The 15,336-nt window shown below is 74.2% G+C and carries 15 protein-coding genes; 6 read left to right on the top strand and 9 right to left on the bottom strand.

Annotation, left to right across the window (positions count from 1 at the left end; genetic code table 11):
• Positions 1-79 precede the first annotated feature (79 nt).
• The gene (locus tag Sco07f_RS26820) at positions 80-1,060 is read right to left on the bottom strand and encodes a zinc-binding dehydrogenase (protein ID WP_108989429.1); all 981 of its coding nucleotides are present in this window, start codon (positions 1,058-1,060) and stop codon (positions 80-82) included.
• Between the two features lie 68 nt (positions 1,061-1,128).
• On the bottom strand, positions 1,129-2,289 hold the full coding sequence (locus Sco07f_RS26815; RefSeq protein WP_007450791.1) for an NAD(P)-binding protein: 1,161 nt from the start codon (positions 2,287-2,289) through the stop codon (positions 1,129-1,131).
• 164 nt (positions 2,290-2,453) lie between these two features.
• On the opposite strand from Sco07f_RS26815, the gene Sco07f_RS26810 reads away from it, so the two are divergent.
• Entirely contained in the window at positions 2,454-3,179 is a 726-nt protein-coding gene (locus Sco07f_RS26810; RefSeq protein WP_167468233.1) for a pentapeptide repeat-containing protein, read from the top strand.
• A gap of 49 nt (positions 3,180-3,228) precedes the next feature.
• Here Sco07f_RS26810 and Sco07f_RS26805 read toward each other — a convergent pair whose 3' ends face one another.
• From Sco07f_RS26805 to Sco07f_RS26790, 4 genes are all read right to left on the bottom strand, one after another.
• Positions 3,229-3,990, bottom strand: coding sequence for a hypothetical protein (locus Sco07f_RS26805; RefSeq protein WP_108989427.1), 762 nt, complete (start codon positions 3,988-3,990; stop codon positions 3,229-3,231).
• A 2-nt stretch (positions 3,991-3,992) separates the two neighbouring features.
• On the bottom strand, positions 3,993-4,526 hold the full coding sequence (locus Sco07f_RS26800) for a hypothetical protein (RefSeq protein WP_108989426.1): 534 nt from the start codon (positions 4,524-4,526) through the stop codon (positions 3,993-3,995).
• A gap of 29 nt (positions 4,527-4,555) precedes the next feature.
• Positions 4,556-5,497, bottom strand: coding sequence for a GNAT family N-acetyltransferase (locus Sco07f_RS26795; protein ID WP_108989425.1), 942 nt, complete (start codon positions 5,495-5,497; stop codon positions 4,556-4,558).
• A 143-nt stretch (positions 5,498-5,640) separates the two neighbouring features.
• Positions 5,641-6,150 carry a hypothetical protein gene (locus Sco07f_RS26790; protein ID WP_087792939.1) on the bottom strand — a complete coding sequence of 170 codons (510 nt, stop codon included), beginning with the start codon at positions 6,148-6,150 and terminating at the stop codon, positions 5,641-5,643.
• 277 nt (positions 6,151-6,427) lie between these two features.
• On the opposite strand from Sco07f_RS26790, the gene Sco07f_RS26780 reads away from it, so the two are divergent.
• Positions 6,428-8,182, top strand: coding sequence for a protein kinase domain-containing protein (locus Sco07f_RS26780; RefSeq protein WP_054103566.1), 1,755 nt, complete (start codon positions 6,428-6,430; stop codon positions 8,180-8,182).
• 3 nt (positions 8,183-8,185) lie between these two features.
• Here Sco07f_RS26780 and Sco07f_RS26775 read toward each other — a convergent pair whose 3' ends face one another.
• Complete coding sequence (locus Sco07f_RS26775; protein WP_108989423.1) at positions 8,186-8,785, bottom strand: TetR/AcrR family transcriptional regulator; 600 nt, start codon at positions 8,783-8,785, stop codon at positions 8,186-8,188.
• A gap of 108 nt (positions 8,786-8,893) precedes the next feature.
• Here Sco07f_RS26775 and Sco07f_RS26770 point away from each other — a divergent pair, with 108 nt between their 5' ends.
• Positions 8,894-9,985 carry an NAD(P)-dependent alcohol dehydrogenase gene (locus tag Sco07f_RS26770; RefSeq protein WP_108989422.1) on the top strand — a complete coding sequence of 364 codons (1,092 nt, stop codon included), beginning with the start codon at positions 8,894-8,896 and terminating at the stop codon, positions 9,983-9,985.
• A 9-nt stretch (positions 9,986-9,994) separates the two neighbouring features.
• Positions 9,995-10,966, top strand: a complete 972-nt coding sequence (locus Sco07f_RS26765; RefSeq protein ID WP_108989421.1) for a bifunctional GNAT family N-acetyltransferase/NUDIX hydrolase — start codon at positions 9,995-9,997, stop codon at positions 10,964-10,966.
• Between the two features lie 44 nt (positions 10,967-11,010).
• On the opposite strand, the gene Sco07f_RS26760 is transcribed toward Sco07f_RS26765, so the two are convergent.
• Positions 11,011-12,426 carry a M1 family metallopeptidase gene (locus Sco07f_RS26760; protein ID WP_108989420.1) on the bottom strand — a complete coding sequence of 472 codons (1,416 nt, stop codon included), beginning with the start codon at positions 12,424-12,426 and terminating at the stop codon, positions 11,011-11,013.
• A 115-nt stretch (positions 12,427-12,541) separates the two neighbouring features.
• Positions 12,542-13,111, bottom strand: a complete 570-nt coding sequence (locus tag Sco07f_RS26755; protein ID WP_108989419.1) for a GlcG/HbpS family heme-binding protein — start codon at positions 13,109-13,111, stop codon at positions 12,542-12,544.
• A gap of 252 nt (positions 13,112-13,363) precedes the next feature.
• Between Sco07f_RS26755 and Sco07f_RS26750 the strand changes: the two genes are divergently transcribed.
• Together Sco07f_RS26750 and Sco07f_RS26745 are read left to right on the top strand one after the other, a co-directional pair.
• Positions 13,364-14,617, top strand: a complete 1,254-nt coding sequence (locus Sco07f_RS26750; protein WP_108989418.1) for a sensor histidine kinase — start codon at positions 13,364-13,366, stop codon at positions 14,615-14,617.
• A complete protein-coding gene (locus Sco07f_RS26745; protein WP_108989417.1) occupies positions 14,614-15,267 on the top strand; it encodes a response regulator in 654 nt (217 codons plus the stop codon). The genes Sco07f_RS26750 and Sco07f_RS26745 overlap by 4 nt, the downstream gene beginning before the upstream one ends.
• Positions 15,268-15,336 lie beyond the last annotated feature (69 nt).

Raw genomic sequence — 15,336 nt, 5'->3', positions numbered from 1 at the left:
TTCGCCAGAAGAACACGATTCGGGACGGGTCGCATCCCGTTGCCCGAGCCGTCGCGCGGATCGGCCCTCCGGCCGCCGGTCACGGTTCGAGGACCACCTTCCCGGTCGTCCCCCGGCTCTCCAGGGCGCGGTGCGCGGCGGCGGCGTCGGCGAGCGGGAAGCGTCGCACGGCCGGGACGAGCCGCCCTTCGGCGGCCTCGGCGAGGGCCCGCAGTTCGAGGGTGCGGGCGGGGTTGGCGCCGCCGGCCTTCTCCATCATCACCGGGCCCAGCACCCGCTGGGAGACTCCCTCGACGAAGTAGGGGTCCCGGTCGTGCGGGCCCTTGGCCGACCAGCCGAAGACCAGGTGCCGGCCACCCGGCCCGAGCAGGGCGACGGCCTCGCGCGCGGCGTCCCCGCCGACGCCGTCGAAGACGACGGTGGCGGCCCTGCCCCCCAGGTGGGCGCGGACCTTCGCGGGCCAACGGGGGTCCGTGTAGTCGACGGCGAGATCGGCGCCGTTCGCGGCGGCCAGCGCGGTCTTCTCCGGACCGCCCGCGAGGCCGACCACCGTGGCGCCGGCGTTCTTCGCGTACTGCACCAGCAAAGTGCCGATGCCGCCCGCGGCGGCCGTGACCAGGGCCACGGAACCGGGGCCGAGGCCGGCGAACTGAAGGATCCCCATCGTCGTACGCCCCGTGCCGATCATGGCGACGGCCTCGGCGAAGTCCAGGTTCGCGGGGATCTCGTGCAGGCGGGTGAAGTCGGCGACGGCGAGTTCGGCGTATCCGCCGGGGGCGAAGCCGAGGTGGGCGACGACGCGCCGGCCCAGCCAGCTCTCCGGAGTGCCCTCCCCGAGGGCGTCGACGACGCCGGCCACCTCGCGGCCGGGAATCGTGGGCAGCTCGGGAAGCGCGGGCGTCGGACCCTGGATGCCCTCGCGCAGGGAGGTGTCCAGGAGGTGGACGCCCGCCGCGCGGACGGCGACCCGGACCTGGCCGGGGCCCGGCACGGGGTCCTCGACCTCGTCCAGGACGAGGTTCCCGGCCGGGCCGAAGGCGTGCAGTCGGATGGCGTGCATGGCGTAACCCCCAGGTGAGGAGCGGAGCTGTTGCGGGCCCCACCCAACGACCTCAAGCCCGCTCGAGGTCAAGCGCGCTTGAGGTCGAGCTCGTGCCGGCCCAGGGCGAGGGAGACCGCCGTCAGCGCGCTGTTGAAGGAGACCTCGGAGAGCAGACCGGGCGAGGCGACCTGGTCACCGGCGAGGTAGACGCCGTCGCCCCGGTCGACGGCCGGCCGGTCGCGCCAGGTGGTTCCGGGCAGGTCGACGGCGCCGGTACGGCCGTTCGCGACCGCCTCGCGCCGCCAGGTCAGCCGCTCGCGCCAGCCGGGGAAGCCGAGGTCGAGCAGGTGCTCCGCGCGTGCGGTGCCGTCCGCCTTCGACTCGTGCGGCGCGAGGGGGATCTGCCCCTGGATCAGCTGCTCGCCCGCCGGCGCGAGCGTGCGGTCCTGCGCCGTGAACCGCTCGATCCACCCGGGCGCGTCCAGGTCGGAGACGGCGAAGGCGTCGCCGCGCCGGGTCCGTACGGCCAGGTCGACCAGGGTGGTGCGGCCGCTGGGCCAGGTCAGCGGCGGGTCGTCCAGCAGCCGGCGGGCCGCGTCGAGGGAGGTGGCGACGATGACGGGGGTGTCGGTGGGCAGCGTGTCCACGCGGGAGAGCGTCTCCATCCGGACCCCGAGGTTCCAGGCCAGGGCGGCCATCCGGTCCACGACCCCGCCCCAGCCGCCGCGCGGGTAGTGCGCCTCGGGCGGCAGCTTGGCGGCCCGCCGCAGCCGCTCCTGCACGAAGGCGGCGGACAGCGAGCCCGGATCGTGGTGGAAGAGGGCGACCGCGCAGTAGTGGGCGGCGGCCCGGGCCCCCTCCTCACCCGCGATGCCGGTCGCCCAGGTCAGGAAGTCGGTGTCGACCGGCGCCGGCCCCACGCCCCGGCGCAGCAGTTTCAGCATGGCGAACGGCGGGGTGCGGCGCAGCGCCCCCTTGTGCCGCAGCCGCAGCCGGGCCGCCTCCAGCGGCGGGATCGGCGCGAGCGGACCGATCAGGTCGCGCCGGCGCAGCCAGGCCCAGTGCGGGCCGCCGTTGTAGAGGGCGTGCGGGCCGTCATTGGTCCGGTAGGGGCCGTCGGCCGTCCGGGCCCTCCCGCCGAGCGTGTGGTGGGCCTCGTGGACGGTGACCTTGGCACCCGCCTCGGCGGCGGTGATGGCCGCGGTCAGTCCGGCGAAGCCGCCGCCGATGACGGTGATGCGATGCATGGCTCGGGTTCTCCCTCGGTTCGGGGTCGCGGTCGGGTCGCCTGGCACGGCGCCTGTCTGCCCGTACGACGGCCGGGGGGACGCCGGATGTGACATCCGGCCGAAAGAATGGGGACATCCGCAGGTCGGAGGGGGTTGTCAGTGGCGGGGTGCAGCATGGGCCCATGGCGAGGAGAGCGGCGCGGACGACGGGTACGGCGGGTACGGCGGGAGCGGCGGGCGGGCGCGGCACGACGACGGTACGAGGGGCGAGACGCCCGGAGCTGCGCCTGCCGCCGCTCACGGCGTACGAGGACGACGACGGCCTCGAGCCGGACGGGGACTACGACGCGCTGGACTTCCGGGAGGCCGACCTGACCGGCCAGGACGGCGCGGGCGCCCGCTTCATGGACTGCGCGCTGACCGGCTGCGCGCTGGACGAGGCGTCACTGCGCGCCGCCCGGCTGCTCGACACCCGCCTCACCGGCGTCCGGGGCGTCGGCACCAACCTCGCGGGGGCGACGCTGCGCGACGTGGAGCTGCTCGACGCCCGCCTCGGCGGCACCCAGCTGCACGGCGCCGTGCTGGAACGGGTCCTGGTCCGCGGCGGCAAGATCGACTACCTCAATCTGCGCCGGGCCCGCCTCAAGGACGTCGTCTTCGAGAGCTGCGTCCTGGTCGAGCCGGACTTCGGGGGCGCCCGCCTGGAGCGGGTCGAGTTCGTGGACTGCGCCCTGAAGCAGGCGGACCTCAGCGCCGCCACCCTCACCGACGTCGACCTGCGCGGCGCCGCCCCGCTGGAGCTGTCCCGCGGGGTGGACCGGCTCTCGGGCGCGGTGATCAGCCCCGCCCAGCTCCTCGATCTCGCACCGGCGCTGGCGGCGGAGCTGGGGGTGCGGGTGGTGGGGTAGGTCCCCGGCCCGGTGGGTCCCCGGCCCCCGCCGGTTCGCCCCCGCTCACTCAGTCCGCGGACGCGTTCCGTGCCGCCTCGCGTGCCTCGGTGAGGGCTCGCTGCCTGACAGCGCCACCGAACAGCTGCATCGTGGTGGCGGCCAGGACGTCGTCCCGGCCGATGGTGCGCGCGTCGCCGCTGCGGGTGGACAGGGCTCCGGCGAGATCCTTGGGGAACGGAGGCGTGGCCGCTTCGTCCGACGTCACCAGCGAGACCGATCCGAAGCGTTTGACCCCACCCTCGCGGACGACCATGGCCGCGTCCCGGGCGAGGCCCGTGAGGAAGAAGCTGGCGATTCCGTCCAGGTCGCGGACCATCACGGGGACGGCCGTCACCCCCCGGCTCCGCAGCAGCTTCCTGACCCCGGCCTCGAACCTGTGGGCGCCCGCCACGGCACTCGGCTTGCGCGACCCGCGGCGTTCACGCAGGGGCACGAGGACACCCTCGGCGTCGTACAGGTTGCCGGTCAGGTCTCGGAACGTCGGGCTGTGGTGGTACCACTTGTCGCCCACCTCGAGCTCCACGTTCCGGCCGATCGCCGAGAGCAGGTCCGCGGGTATCAGCTTCCTCCGGCCCTCCTCCGCCGCCGCTCTGCTCGCGCCGTCGATGATCTCCCTCAGCACGGTCCGCGTCACCGACGCGGCGGCCCGCGCGGCCGGCCGGGAGACGTGCATCGGGGTCACGTCCCTGAACACCGCTTTGACAAGGGAGGGCTTGAACGGCGGGAGATCCGGAACCGTCCGAGCCTGCCGCGAGGTTGCCGTCGACATTGTCACTCCTTCACGAGTCGTGCACGGGATGCCGCCCCCGCGACCGTCCACACCGCCATGCCCCACAGGGAGAGCGCCGAGACGGCGCCCACCACCAGGCGAACGGTCTCGTCCGGGCCGTCGGTGACCCACACGGCGAGGCCCGACGCCCCGGCCACGGCCAACAGGGCCGCCGGCACCCGCAGCCGGGGCTGCTCGAACGCCGCCGCGAGCGGGAGGAAGTGGAGCCCGACGACGATCGCGACCAGCGGGGGGATGAGCACCGGCGACCCGGCGCGGGCGCACACCACGGCTATGACGACGATCAGCAGCCACTGGAGACCGTTGATCCGGTTGAACCGGCGACGCCGGTCGGCGGGGAACGGCCCTCCTGCCGAGGCCGGGAGGAAACGGCGCGCGGCGAGCATCACCCCCACCGTGACGGCGCAGCCGGCCACGACCTGGACCAGCCGCGCCACGCCGTCGAACGCACTCGTGGCCAGCAGCCACCAGCCGAGCCCGAACAACGCGAGGAACCCCACCCCTGACTTGAACATGATCGACACCCTAGGCGGAAGGGACCGGTTCAGTCCCAGCACATGTCGATGCGTCCGGCGAAGTTGTCGTACCCGGCGCGCTCGAAGGCGCGGGCCATCGGCCGGTTCCCCGGATCGGTGTCCGCGGTGACGCGTTCGGCACCCTGCGCGGCCAGCAGGCGGGTCCCTTCGGCGAGCAGGTCGTCGACGAAGCCCCGGCCCCGCCGGCCGTCGACCACGCCGAGGTAGGCGATCACGAAGCCGTTCGGGCTCCGTGCCGGAACGACCAGGCCGACCGGTTCGCCGTCCGGGCGGACCCCGATCCGCCACCACGCGCGCGGGCTGGGATAGCTCAGCAGCTCGTCGTGGTACTGCACGCGGGCGTGGTCGTCGACCGAGGAACGGGCGACGTCGGCCAGGCTGTAGGCGTCCAGCGTGCCCGGGAGGATGCGGGCGAGGAGACCGATCGCCTCCTCGTCGCCGCCGACCTCGCGGAAGGTCAGGCCGCCCCGGTGCGAGGGCACCGGTGTGCCGGACGTCCAGCGGTAGCGAAGCCTCTCGACGAACATCCTGCCGCCGGTGCGCTCCACCACCTCCGTCCGGTTCCTGACGCGGCGTTCGACGGCGGTGTCGTTCCGCCAGTCGCCCGGGAGGGGCTGGAGGACGTACGGGGCCGGCACGGTGCCCGTCGGGAAGACCGCGGTGAGGGCGGCGCGCAGAAGACGCGCGCCGGTGTCCGTCCGGCGCGGGTCGTCGTCGGTGTCGTCGACGTCGAGGGTTTCCATGACGTCGGGCCGGTCACCGCCGCGGGACCACCAGCCGACCCGTGCGACCGGCCGGCCGTCCCGCAGCGCCAGCCACATCCAGTCGGCCTTGCAGTGTCCGTCGTGGAGGTCTTCCGCGAGACGGTCGTTGTAGGGACCGGGCAGAGCGTTGAAGAGAGGGAGCTCCTCCGGGCCGGTGATGGGACGGAAAACCAGGTCACTTGTCACGCGAGGCTCCACGGACGGCGAGGTGTTCGGGCGGCGGGACCGGCACGGCGGCGCGGGACTCCGTCGTCGAGGTATAGGGGGTCGCCGCCCCCTCCCGCACGCGATTTACCGCTGCCGGCCGCCGCTCTCGCCGTACCGGGCCGTCAGGACGCTCGGGGGACGCGCGGGAAGCGGGCCTGGAGGGACCAGATCACCGGGTTGTCCGCCAGGTCCTCGTGCAGGTCGGTGAGGTCGGCGAGCAGGTCGTGCAGGAAGTCCCGGGCCTCGCGGCGCAGTTCGGTGTGGGAGAAGGACAGCGGGGGTTCGGTCGCCGGGAGCCACTCCGCCTCGATGTCGACCCAGCCGAAGCGGCGCTCGAAGAGCAGGCGGTCGGTGGACTCGGTGAAGTCCAGCTCGGCCCGCTGCGGCCGGGCGGCGCGGGAGCCGGCCGGGTCCCGGTCGACGTGCTCCACGATGTCGCACAGCGCCCACGCGAAGTCGAGCACCGGCACCCATCCCCAGGCTGTGGACAGTTCCCGGTCCGCCTTGGTGTCGGCGAGGTACACGTCCCCGCAGAACAGGTCGTGCCGCAGGGCGTGGACGTCCGCGCGCCGGTAGTCCGTCTGCGGCGGGTCCGGGAAGCGGGTGGAGAGGGCGTAGCCGATGTCGAGCACGCAGGAGATGGTGTCACGGACGGCGGGCCCGGGACGGACGGGTGCGGCCGCGGATCCGGCCGGTCGCCCGGTGCCCCTGCGCTCCGTCGCCGCCGCCGGGCGGCCGCGCACCCGGCCCGCTGCCGTCGCCGCTGCCGCCGCCGCGGGCGGCGGTCCGGCTCGGGAGGCGAAGGGCTCAACTGCACCTGGAGCACCGGTTTTTCCACCCGTCACCCCTGTCTCTATCCTCGTCCCCAATCCCGGCGTGCAAGGTGTCGTCGGGGGAGAGGACGCAAGCATGGACGGGTTGATTCCGGACGATCCCGAACGGATCGGCAGCTACCGGTTGCTCGGCAGGCTCGGTGAGGGCGGCATGGGCCGGGTGTATCTGGCGCGCTCCGACCGGGGCCGGACGGTGGCCGTCAAGACCGTCCGTGAGGAACTGGCCCGCATGCCGGACTTCCGGCGGCGCTTCGCGCAGGAGGTGAAGGCGGCGCAGCGCGTCGGCGGTGAGTGGACCGCGCCGGTGCTGGACGCCGACACCGAGGCGGCCACCCCCTGGGTCGCCACGGGGTACGTCGCCGGGCCCTCGCTCGCCGAGGTCGTCGACCGGCAGTACGGGCCGCTGCCCTCCCCCACCCTGCGCGTGCTGGCGGCGGGACTGGCGAGGGCGCTTCACACGATCCACGGCGCCGGCCTCGTCCACCGTGACCTCAAGCCCTCCAACGTCCTGGTGACGATCGACGGCCCCCGCGTCATCGACTTCGGCATCGCCCGCGCCCTGGACGCCTCCACACAGTCCGCCGAGGGGCTCACCAAGGCCGGCGCCGTCGTGGGGTCGCCCGGCTTCATGTCCCCCGAGCAGGTGCGCGGGGAGAAGGTGTCCTACGCGAGTGACGTCTTCTGCCTCGGCGCCGTGCTCGCCTACGCGGCGACGGGCCGGATGCCCTTCGGCACCGACGAGGGCGGGTTGCACTCGCTGCTCTTCCGCATCGCGACCGAGGAGGCGGACCTGACCGGGGTTCCCGAACCCTGGCAGGGCGTCGTCTCGGCCTGCCTGGCGAAGGAGCCCGGGAAGCGCCCCACCCCCGAAGAGCTGTTGACGTCGATCGAGGACATGGCGGGCGAGGACGGTGCCCCGGGCGGCGCGTGGCTGCCCGGCGAGGTGCTGGCGGAGCTGGGCCGGCACGCCGTGCAGCTCCTGGACAGCGAGGACCCGGAGGACCGGGTGCCGGTCGGGGCGGCTCCCGGTGCGGCTCCCGCCGCGGGTTTCGGACCGCCGCCCGCCGCGTACGGTCCGACGCCCCCGTGGCAGGGCCGCTCGCCGCTCGACGCGGGACCCGGGGCCGCCCGGCCGTCGCCGTACTCCACCCCGGCCCCCGCGGCGGCACCCGCCGCCCCGTCGCCGTACGCCCCGCCGCCCGCCCGCCCGGCGAAGGGGCTGGCCACGGCGCTGAACGTCCTGCTCATCGTGTTCGTCGTGCCGGTGCTGTTCAATTTCAACGTCCTCATGGCCGTCCACGGCGAGCTCGGCAGGCTGCCCGGATCGTCGTCCCCCAGGCGCATCGACGGCTTCCGGACGCTGCAGGTGACGGGTTTCGTGGCCGAGGGCCTGGGCCTGCTGGTGCTGCTCGCGGCGGCGACCGTGTGGGTGTGCTGGTTCCGCCGGATGCGGCAGAACGCCGAGTCGTTCGCGCCGGGCCGCATCCGCTACAGGCCGGGTTTGGCGGTGGGTTCCTGGTTCATCCCCGTCGTCAACTTCTTCCTGCCCAAGCAGATCGCCAACGACATCTGGACGGCGACGACCGGACGCCCGTCGGGCGCCGGACGGTGGCTGATGCACACCTGGTGGTGGCTCTGGGTGGTCCACCTCGCGACGGAACTGAGCGCCTACAGGACCTGGGACGAGGAGAAGACCGTCGAGGACGCCGGCGCGACCGTCGTCAGCGCCCTGGGCGGCGACGTCGTCGCCGTCGTGAGCACCGTGTTCGCCGTGCTCTTCGTCTCCCGGCTCACCCGACTCCAGGGGGAGCGCGCCGGCGGGGCCCGCTGAGCGTCAGTTCGCCGTCGTGGCCCGGCTGACCGCTTCGCGCAGCAGGGCGCGGCGGCGTTCGTGCACGTCCTCGGGCTCCTCGGCGGTCGCCGCGTAGACGTTGCTGACCGGTGACCAGGCCATGGACATGGCGATGACGAGGGCCAGCACGTCGAACGGGTCGCCCGGCCGCACCCGGCCCGCCGCCTGGGCCTCGGCGATGGCGCGGAGCTTGGCGTCGTCGCGGCGGTCGGCGTCGTCGACCAGGTGCCCCGCCGGGCGCCGCTCCAGCCGCGCCCAGGTGGCCAGCCGGATGAGGTCGGGGCGGCGCAGGTACTCGTCGTAGAGGCGTACGGCCCAGTCCGCGAGGTCGTCGGCGTCGATCGGCACGACGTTCACGATGCGGTCCAGCGAGCCGAAGAAGATCGCGTCGAACAGCCCGTCCTTGCTGCCGAAGTACGCGTAGAGCTGCGCCTTGTTGGTGCGGGCGGCCGCCACGATCCGCTCGACGCGCGCCCCGGCGATCCCGTGTTCGGCGAACTCCCGGGTCGCGACGTCCAGGATGCGCCGGTGGGTGGCGGTGCCGCGGGAGGTCAGGGGCTGGTCGGGGGTGCGGTCGGGCATGGCCTCAGGGTAACCCACAGGAAAACAGAACAGTTGGTTTGCCTGACGCCGCGAACACGCCTACGCTCAAATAGACCGAACAGTCTGTCTGAGGAGCTGGAAAGAACCATGAGGACCACAGTGGGCTGGCAGGCGGAGCCCGGGAACGGCACCGCGACGACCCCGGCGCTGCGCCGCGCCCCGTTGGAACGGCGCGACCTGCGCCCCGACGACCTCGCCGTCCGGGTCGACTACTGCGGCGTCTGCCACACCGACCTGCACGCCGTCCGGACCCGCGCCGCCGACGGGGGAGAGGCGCCCCTGGTCCCGGGACACGAGTTCACGGGCGTGGTGACCGGGGCCGGCGCCGCGGTCACCCGTTTCCGGGCCGGAGACCCGGTCGCCGTCGGCAACATCGTCGACTCCTGCGGCGCCTGCGCCATGTGCGAGAAGGGCCAGGAGAACTTCTGCCACACCTTCCCCACCCTGACCTACGGCGGCACCGACCGCGTCGACGGCTCGACCACCCTCGGCGGCTACAGCCGCGAGTACGTGCTCGGCGAACGGTTCGCGTACGCCCTCCCCGCCGGCCTGGACCCGGCCGCCGCCGCCCCGCTCCTGTGCGCCGGGATCACCGTCTGGGAGCCCCTGCGCGCCCTCGGCGCCGGGCCCGGCACCCGTGTCGCCGTGGCCGGTCTCGGCGGCCTCGGGCACCTCGCCGTGAAGTTCGCCGTCGCGCTCGGCGCCGACACCTCGGTGATCAGCCGGTCGCCGGACAAGGCCGAGGACGCCCGCCGCCTGGGCGCCCGCGGGTTCCTCGTCTCGACGGACCCCGGGCAGCTGGCCGCCGCCCGCGACCGGTTCGACATCCTCGTCGACACCGTCTCCGCCCCGCACGACCTCGGCGCCTACCTCCGGCTGGTCGCACTGGACGGCACGCTCAGCCACCTAGGCCACCTCGGGCCCGTCACCCTGGACACCCTCGACCTGCTCATCGGCCGCAAGAAGCTCAGCTCGGCGGGCAGCGGCGGCCGGAAGGGCACCGCCGAGATGCTGGCCTTCTGCGCCGCGCACGGCATCACCGCCGACATCGAACTCCTCCCCTCCGCCCGGGTGAACGAGGCCCTCGACCGCCTGTCCCGCGGCGACGTCCGCCACCGCTTCGTCCTCGACCTGTCCGACCTGGACCGGCCCGGGGCGCAGGGCCCGACGGACGGATAGGTTGCCGGGGTGATCCTCACCCCGCTCGCCCTCACCCCCGACCACGACATCCCGGGCCCCGTTCTCACCGAACTCACCGCCCTCTACGCCTCCCACCGGGCCTTCCACGCGCTAAGCGGCGACTTCCCCGACCCTCGGGACATCCGTCCGGAGCAGGTCGCGACCGCGCTCGCCGACGAACTGGCGCGGCCCGGCGCCGAGGTGCTGCTGGCCAGGGACGCGGGCCGGCTGGTCGGGGTCGCGGTGACGCTCGCCCGGCATCCCGACCCGTCCGACCCGGACCCGTGGATCGGGCTGCTGATGGTGGACGCGGGGCTGACCCGGCAAGGGCTGGGCAGACGGCTCGCGTCCCTCGTCGAGGACCGTTTCCGCGCCGCGGGCCGCACCGCCGTACGGCTCGCCGTCCTCGACGGCAACACCGAGGCGCTCTCCTTCTGGACCGCGCTCGGCTACACGGCCGTCGACCACCGTCGAGACCTCCGGTCCGACCGCCCCTGCGCCGTGCTGCGCAGGGAGTTGGAGAGCGACCGGCCGCGCACCGCGCGCCGCGCCGCCCGCGTCGCCGTGCTCGACCCCGAGGGTGCCGTCTTCCTCCTGCGCTACGACAACGTCGAGGTCGGCGTGCACTGGGCGATGCCCGGCGGCGGCCTGGAGGCGGACGATAACCCCCGCGAGGGCGCCCTGCGCGAGGTGCGCGAGGAGACCGGCTGGACCGACCTGGAACCGGGCCCGCTGCTCTGCACCTGGGAACACGACTTCACCCACCTGAGCGTCGGCCCCGTCCGCCAGTACGAGCACATCTACGTCGCCCGGGGCTCCCGCCGGGAGCCCACCGGCCCCCACCTTGCCGCCGCGCACGCCGCGGACGGCATCCTCACCTGGCGCTGGTGGAGCCGGGCCGAACTCGCCGCGGCGCCCGAGCCGCTCTGGCCGCCGGACCTGGCCCTGCTGCTCGAAACCTTCGGCGGCCACGAGGGGTGAAGCGGCGGCGGAGGAGCGGGCGGCTGAGGGGGAGTCCGGCCGGCTCAGGGGGAGTCCGGCCGGCCGTCCCCGCGCAGCCAGTCCGTCCAGATCTCCGTGAAGTCCTCGTCCGGCGCCGACTTCTCCACGTACGCCGTGAAGTCGTCGGTGTCCGCGTTGCCGTGGCGGTGGGCGGCGGCCCAGCCGTGCAGCAGGTCCCAGAAGGCGTCGTCGCCGACCGTCTCGCGGATCTTGTGCAGGACCATCGCGCCCCGCTGGTAGACCGGGCTGTCGGAGATGTGCGCCGCGTCGGGCGGGTCCGCGGGCGGGAACGCCCAGATCGAGTCGTTCGCGTCCTCGTCGTCGTAGTACGTGCCGTCGTAGAGCGCCTCGAAGGTCTCCTGGGCCGTGTCGCCGCCGTGGTCCTCCTCCCACAGCCACTCCGCGTAGGTGGCGAAACCCTCGTTGAGCCACATGTCCCGCCAGGTCTTCGGGCTGACGGAGTTCCCGTACCACTGGTGGGCGAGTTCGTGGACGAGCAGGACGGTGTCGGGGGCGCCGGGGAAGTAGGGCCGGTTCTGGGTCTCCAGGGCGTACCCGGCGTCCTCGTCCCGGTCGACGATCGCGCCGGTGGAGGAGAAGGGGTAGGGCCCGAAGTTCTCCTGTCCCCAGTCCATGACCTCGGGGATCCGCTTCAGGACCTTCCGGCTCGCGTCGGCCTGTGCCGGGTCGACCGCCGTGTAGACGGTCAGGCCGTCGGCCGTGGTGGAGCGGGCGGTCTCCCACTCGCCCACGGCGACCGTGACGACGTGGCTCGCCATCGGCTCGGCGGTGTGCCAGGTGAACGTCGTACGGCCGGCCCGGGTCCGCTCGTCGCGCAACTCACCGTTGGAGACCACGCCAAGGCCCTCCGGCACGGTCATCGCGAGGTCGTACGTCGCCTTGTCGGAGGGGTGGTGGCTGCCGGGGAACCAGGCCATCGAGCCCGTCGGCTCCCCCAGCCCGACCGCGCCGTCGGCCGTGGGCAGCCAGCCCTCCTCCGAGTCGTCGGGGTCGGTGACGGTCTGCGGCTCGCCGGAGTACCGGACGGTCACGCGGAACGTCTCACCGTCGTTCAGTTCGTGGGCCGGACGCACGGTCAGTTCCTGCCCGGCCCGGTTGAAGCGGGCGTCCCGGCCCTCGACCTCGACCGTCTCCACGTCCAGGCCCTTGAGGTCCAGGTTGAAGGCGGACAGGTCCTCGGTCGCGCGGGCGGTGATCACCGCGGTGCCGGCGAGGTGCCCGGCATCGGCATCCGTATCGGGGTCGTAGTCCAGGGTCAGGTCGTAGTGGCCGATGTCGTAGCCGCCATTGCCCGCCTTGGGGAAGTACGGGTCGCGCACTCCCGAGCCGCCGGGAGTGCCCTCGACCGCGCCGCCGCCACTGCACGCCGCGAGGGCGAGGGTGGTGGCGGCGGCGAGGAGCAGACGGGGGGTGCGCACCTCGTGATCCTATGGGGTGTTTCACGTGAAACGCCCGCTGGGAGCGGCTGTTGGGACCGGCTGTTGGGACCGGGCGCGGGCCGGGAGGTGCTGGTCCGGCGCCGGCCGGTCGAGCCTAGTTCAGTACCGCCGCGCCGGCCTGGGCAAACTTCTCGTCCAGGGCGCCGGACGGGGCGCCCGCGACGCCGATGCCGGCGATCGGCGCCTTGCCGGCGGTGACCGGGACGCCGCCGCCCAGGAACAGCGTGCCCGGGATGTCCTTGAGGTTCGGGGCGTTCTCCAGGCGGCCCTCCAGCTCGCTGGTGGGCGCGTTCCAGGAGACGGCCGTGTAGGCCTTCCTCTCGGCCGACTCGTAGGACTGCGGGCCGGCACCGTCGCCGCGCATGGTGAGGATCGTGTTGCCGTTGCGGTCGACGACCGCGACCGTGATCCGCTGGCCCTCCTTCTCGGCGGCCTTCAGTGCGGCCCGCGCGGCCTCGCCGGCGGCGTCGATCGTCAGGTGCGTGGAGGTGGTGGTGTCGCGCTTGCCGGCCGCTGCGGCGGGGGCGGCGGACACCGCGGCGTCCCGGGAGCTCTCGGGGGCGGAGGCGTTCGCGGCCACCGTGCCGAAGGTGCCGGCGGCGACGGCGGCGAGCACGGCACCGCCGGTGGCGACGCGGGCACGACGGGAGAGGGTCTTCTTCATGGTGGGCTGCTCCTCCGGGTGGGAGTGGTCGGGTTCGTGTTCTCCACTCTCCGGCTGGCACCGGGGGCGCGGGGTCGCCGTTCCGGCTGCTCGTGGGCGGCGGAACGGACGACGGCGGGGTCGTCCGATCGGTTGACCCGCGAGGCGTCCGAACAGGGCACCATGGGAGTGTCCACGCAGCTCAGCGGTTCTCTGCGGCACGTTGTGGAACAGCGACGGCAGGAGAGACGGGCACGAGGAAGCGGGCGCCGGATGCAGAAACCGTACGACCACCCGGACACCCGGTGGCTCGGCGCCGTCATGCACGTGGCGTTCTTCCTGCTGCTCGGCGGCGCCCTCGCCCGCTTCCTGCTGCGCCACCCCGGCGAGCCCCGCACCCCGTGGATCTTCGCCCTGTCACTCACCCTCGCGGTGCTCCACCTGCTCGGGCCCGTCCTGAGCGGCCCCGAGCCGCCGGATCCCGGAGCGCCACAGGCCCGGCGGCGCCTGGTCCGGCTGGGCCCGGTGGTCGTGGTGTGGATGGTGCTGGTCGTGCTTGCACCCAGCTTCGCCTGGTGTGCGGTGCCCCTCTTCTACACCGGCCTGCGCACCCTGCCGGCCCGGGCGGCGCTCGTCCTGGTCACCGTCCTGACGGTGTTCGTCGTCGCCGCGCAGCTGCGGCTCGCGGGAGGCTTCGACCCGAACCTGCTGCTCGCCCCGCCCGCCGTCGCCGCCATCGCCGCCGCCGTGTTCCTGCACACCGAACGGCAGGCGGCCCGGCAGCGGGTCCTGATCGACGACCTGATCCGCACCCGCCGCGAACTCGCCGCCTCCGAGCGCCGCGCGGGCACCCTCGCCGAACGCGAGCGGCTGTCCATGGAGATTCACGACAGCCTCGCCCAGGGCCTGTCCAGCCAGCGGATGCTGCTCCAGGCCGCCGAGCGGGTCTGGGAGTCGGACCGGGACAAGGCGCGCACCCACGTCCGCGGCGCCGCCTCCGTCGCCGAGCACAACCTGGCCGAGGCCCGCCGCTTCGTCCACGACCTGGCCCCGGCCGACCTGGCTCGCGGCGGGGGCCTGGCGGCGGCGCTGCGGGCGCTGGCCGCACGGGAGTCCGGCGACCACCTCACCGTGCGCGTCCACGTCGACGACGGTGCCCGCGCCCCGGCGCTGCCCGACCGCGTCCAGTCGGCGCTGCTGCGCGTCGCCCAGGGCGCCCTGGCCAACGTCCGGGAGCACGCGGGCGCGTCCACCGCCGTGCTCAGCCTCACCCTCCTCGACGACGAGGTCGTCCTGGACGTCACCGACGACGGGCAAGGCTTCGACCCGGCGGAGCCGCCCGGCGCCGGCACCGGGGTGCGCGGACACGGACTGCCCGCCATGCGCGCCCGGTTGCGCGGCCTCGGCGGCACCCTGACCGTCGAGTCCGCGCCCGGCGAGGGCACCGCCCTGTCCGCCGCCGTGCCCCTGGACCCGCCCCGAACCGACCCGGCAGACCCGGCCGGCCCGATGGAGGCACCGCGATGACCCACCCGGCAGACGGCGGACCCGACCCCGTCCGCATCCTGGTCTGCGACGACCACGTCGTCGTACGCGCCGGGCTGCTCGCCCTGCTCGACAGCGCCCCCGGCATCGAGGTGGCCGGTGAGGCGGGCACCGGCGAGGAGGCGCTCGCGCTCGCCGCGCGGCTGGCGCCGGACGTCGTACTGATGGACCTTCAGCTCGGCGCCGGCATCGACGGCGTGGAGACCACCCGCCGCCTCACCACGGGCACCGGCCGGACACCGCACGTCCTCGTGCTGACCACCTACGACACCGACGCCGACATCACCCGCGCCATCGAGGCCGGCGCGACCGGCTACCTGCTGAAGGCCGAACGCCCCGAGGAGCTGTTCGCGGCCATCCACGCCGCCGCCCGGGGCCGCGCGGCACTGTCCGGGCCGGTCGCCGGCCGGGTCATGGCCGGCCTGCGCAAGCCGCGGCCCGCCCTCACCGACCGCGAACGCGACATCCTGGCCCAGCTCGCCACCGGCCTCGGCAACCGGGAGATCGCCCGCGCCCTGTTCATCAGCGAGGCCACGGTGAAGACCCACCTGCGCCGCATCTACGACAAGCTCGGCGTCGACACCCGCACCGGAGCGGTCGCGGTGGCCAAGGAGCAGCGCCTGCTGCCGTGACGGGACGCACGCAGGCCCCCCGGCCGGACGTCCGGGGGGCCTGCGTGCGGAACGAACGAGCGGGTGAAC

Origin of the sequence: Streptomyces coelicoflavus (assembly GCF_003112555.1) — a bacterium.
Taxonomy (GTDB): Bacteria; Actinomycetota; Actinomycetes; order Streptomycetales; family Streptomycetaceae; genus Streptomyces; species Streptomyces coelicoflavus.
This window is presented reverse-complemented; position numbering and strand designations above follow the sequence as displayed.

What these genes read in the sequence shown, in the direction of transcription:
- Sco07f_RS26815 (WP_007450791.1), bottom strand. Translation starts at nt 2,289, where the DNA reads ATGCATCGCATCACCGTCATCGGCGGCGGCTTCGCCGGACTGACCGCG.
- Sco07f_RS26750 (WP_108989418.1), top strand. Translation starts at nt 13,364, where the DNA reads ATGCAGAAACCGTACGACCACCCGGACACCCGGTGGCTCGGCGCCGTC.
- Sco07f_RS26780 (WP_054103566.1), top strand. Translation starts at nt 6,428, where the DNA reads ATGGACGGGTTGATTCCGGACGATCCCGAACGGATCGGCAGCTACCGG.
- Sco07f_RS26810 (WP_167468233.1), top strand. Translation starts at nt 2,454, where the DNA reads ATGGCGAGGAGAGCGGCGCGGACGACGGGTACGGCGGGTACGGCGGGA.
- Sco07f_RS26800 (WP_108989426.1), bottom strand. Translation starts at nt 4,526, where the DNA reads ATGTTCAAGTCAGGGGTGGGGTTCCTCGCGTTGTTCGGGCTCGGCTGG.
- Sco07f_RS26755 (WP_108989419.1), bottom strand. Translation starts at nt 13,111, where the DNA reads ATGAAGAAGACCCTCTCCCGTCGTGCCCGCGTCGCCACCGGCGGTGCC.
- Sco07f_RS26805 (WP_108989427.1), bottom strand. Translation starts at nt 3,990, where the DNA reads ATGTCGACGGCAACCTCGCGGCAGGCTCGGACGGTTCCGGATCTCCCG.
- Sco07f_RS26775 (WP_108989423.1), bottom strand. Translation starts at nt 8,785, where the DNA reads ATGCCCGACCGCACCCCCGACCAGCCCCTGACCTCCCGCGGCACCGCC.
- Sco07f_RS26820 (WP_108989429.1), bottom strand. Translation starts at nt 1,060, where the DNA reads ATGCACGCCATCCGACTGCACGCCTTCGGCCCGGCCGGGAACCTCGTC.
- Sco07f_RS26745 (WP_108989417.1), top strand. Translation starts at nt 14,614, where the DNA reads ATGACCCACCCGGCAGACGGCGGACCCGACCCCGTCCGCATCCTGGTC.
- Sco07f_RS26770 (WP_108989422.1), top strand. Translation starts at nt 8,894, where the DNA reads ATGAGGACCACAGTGGGCTGGCAGGCGGAGCCCGGGAACGGCACCGCG.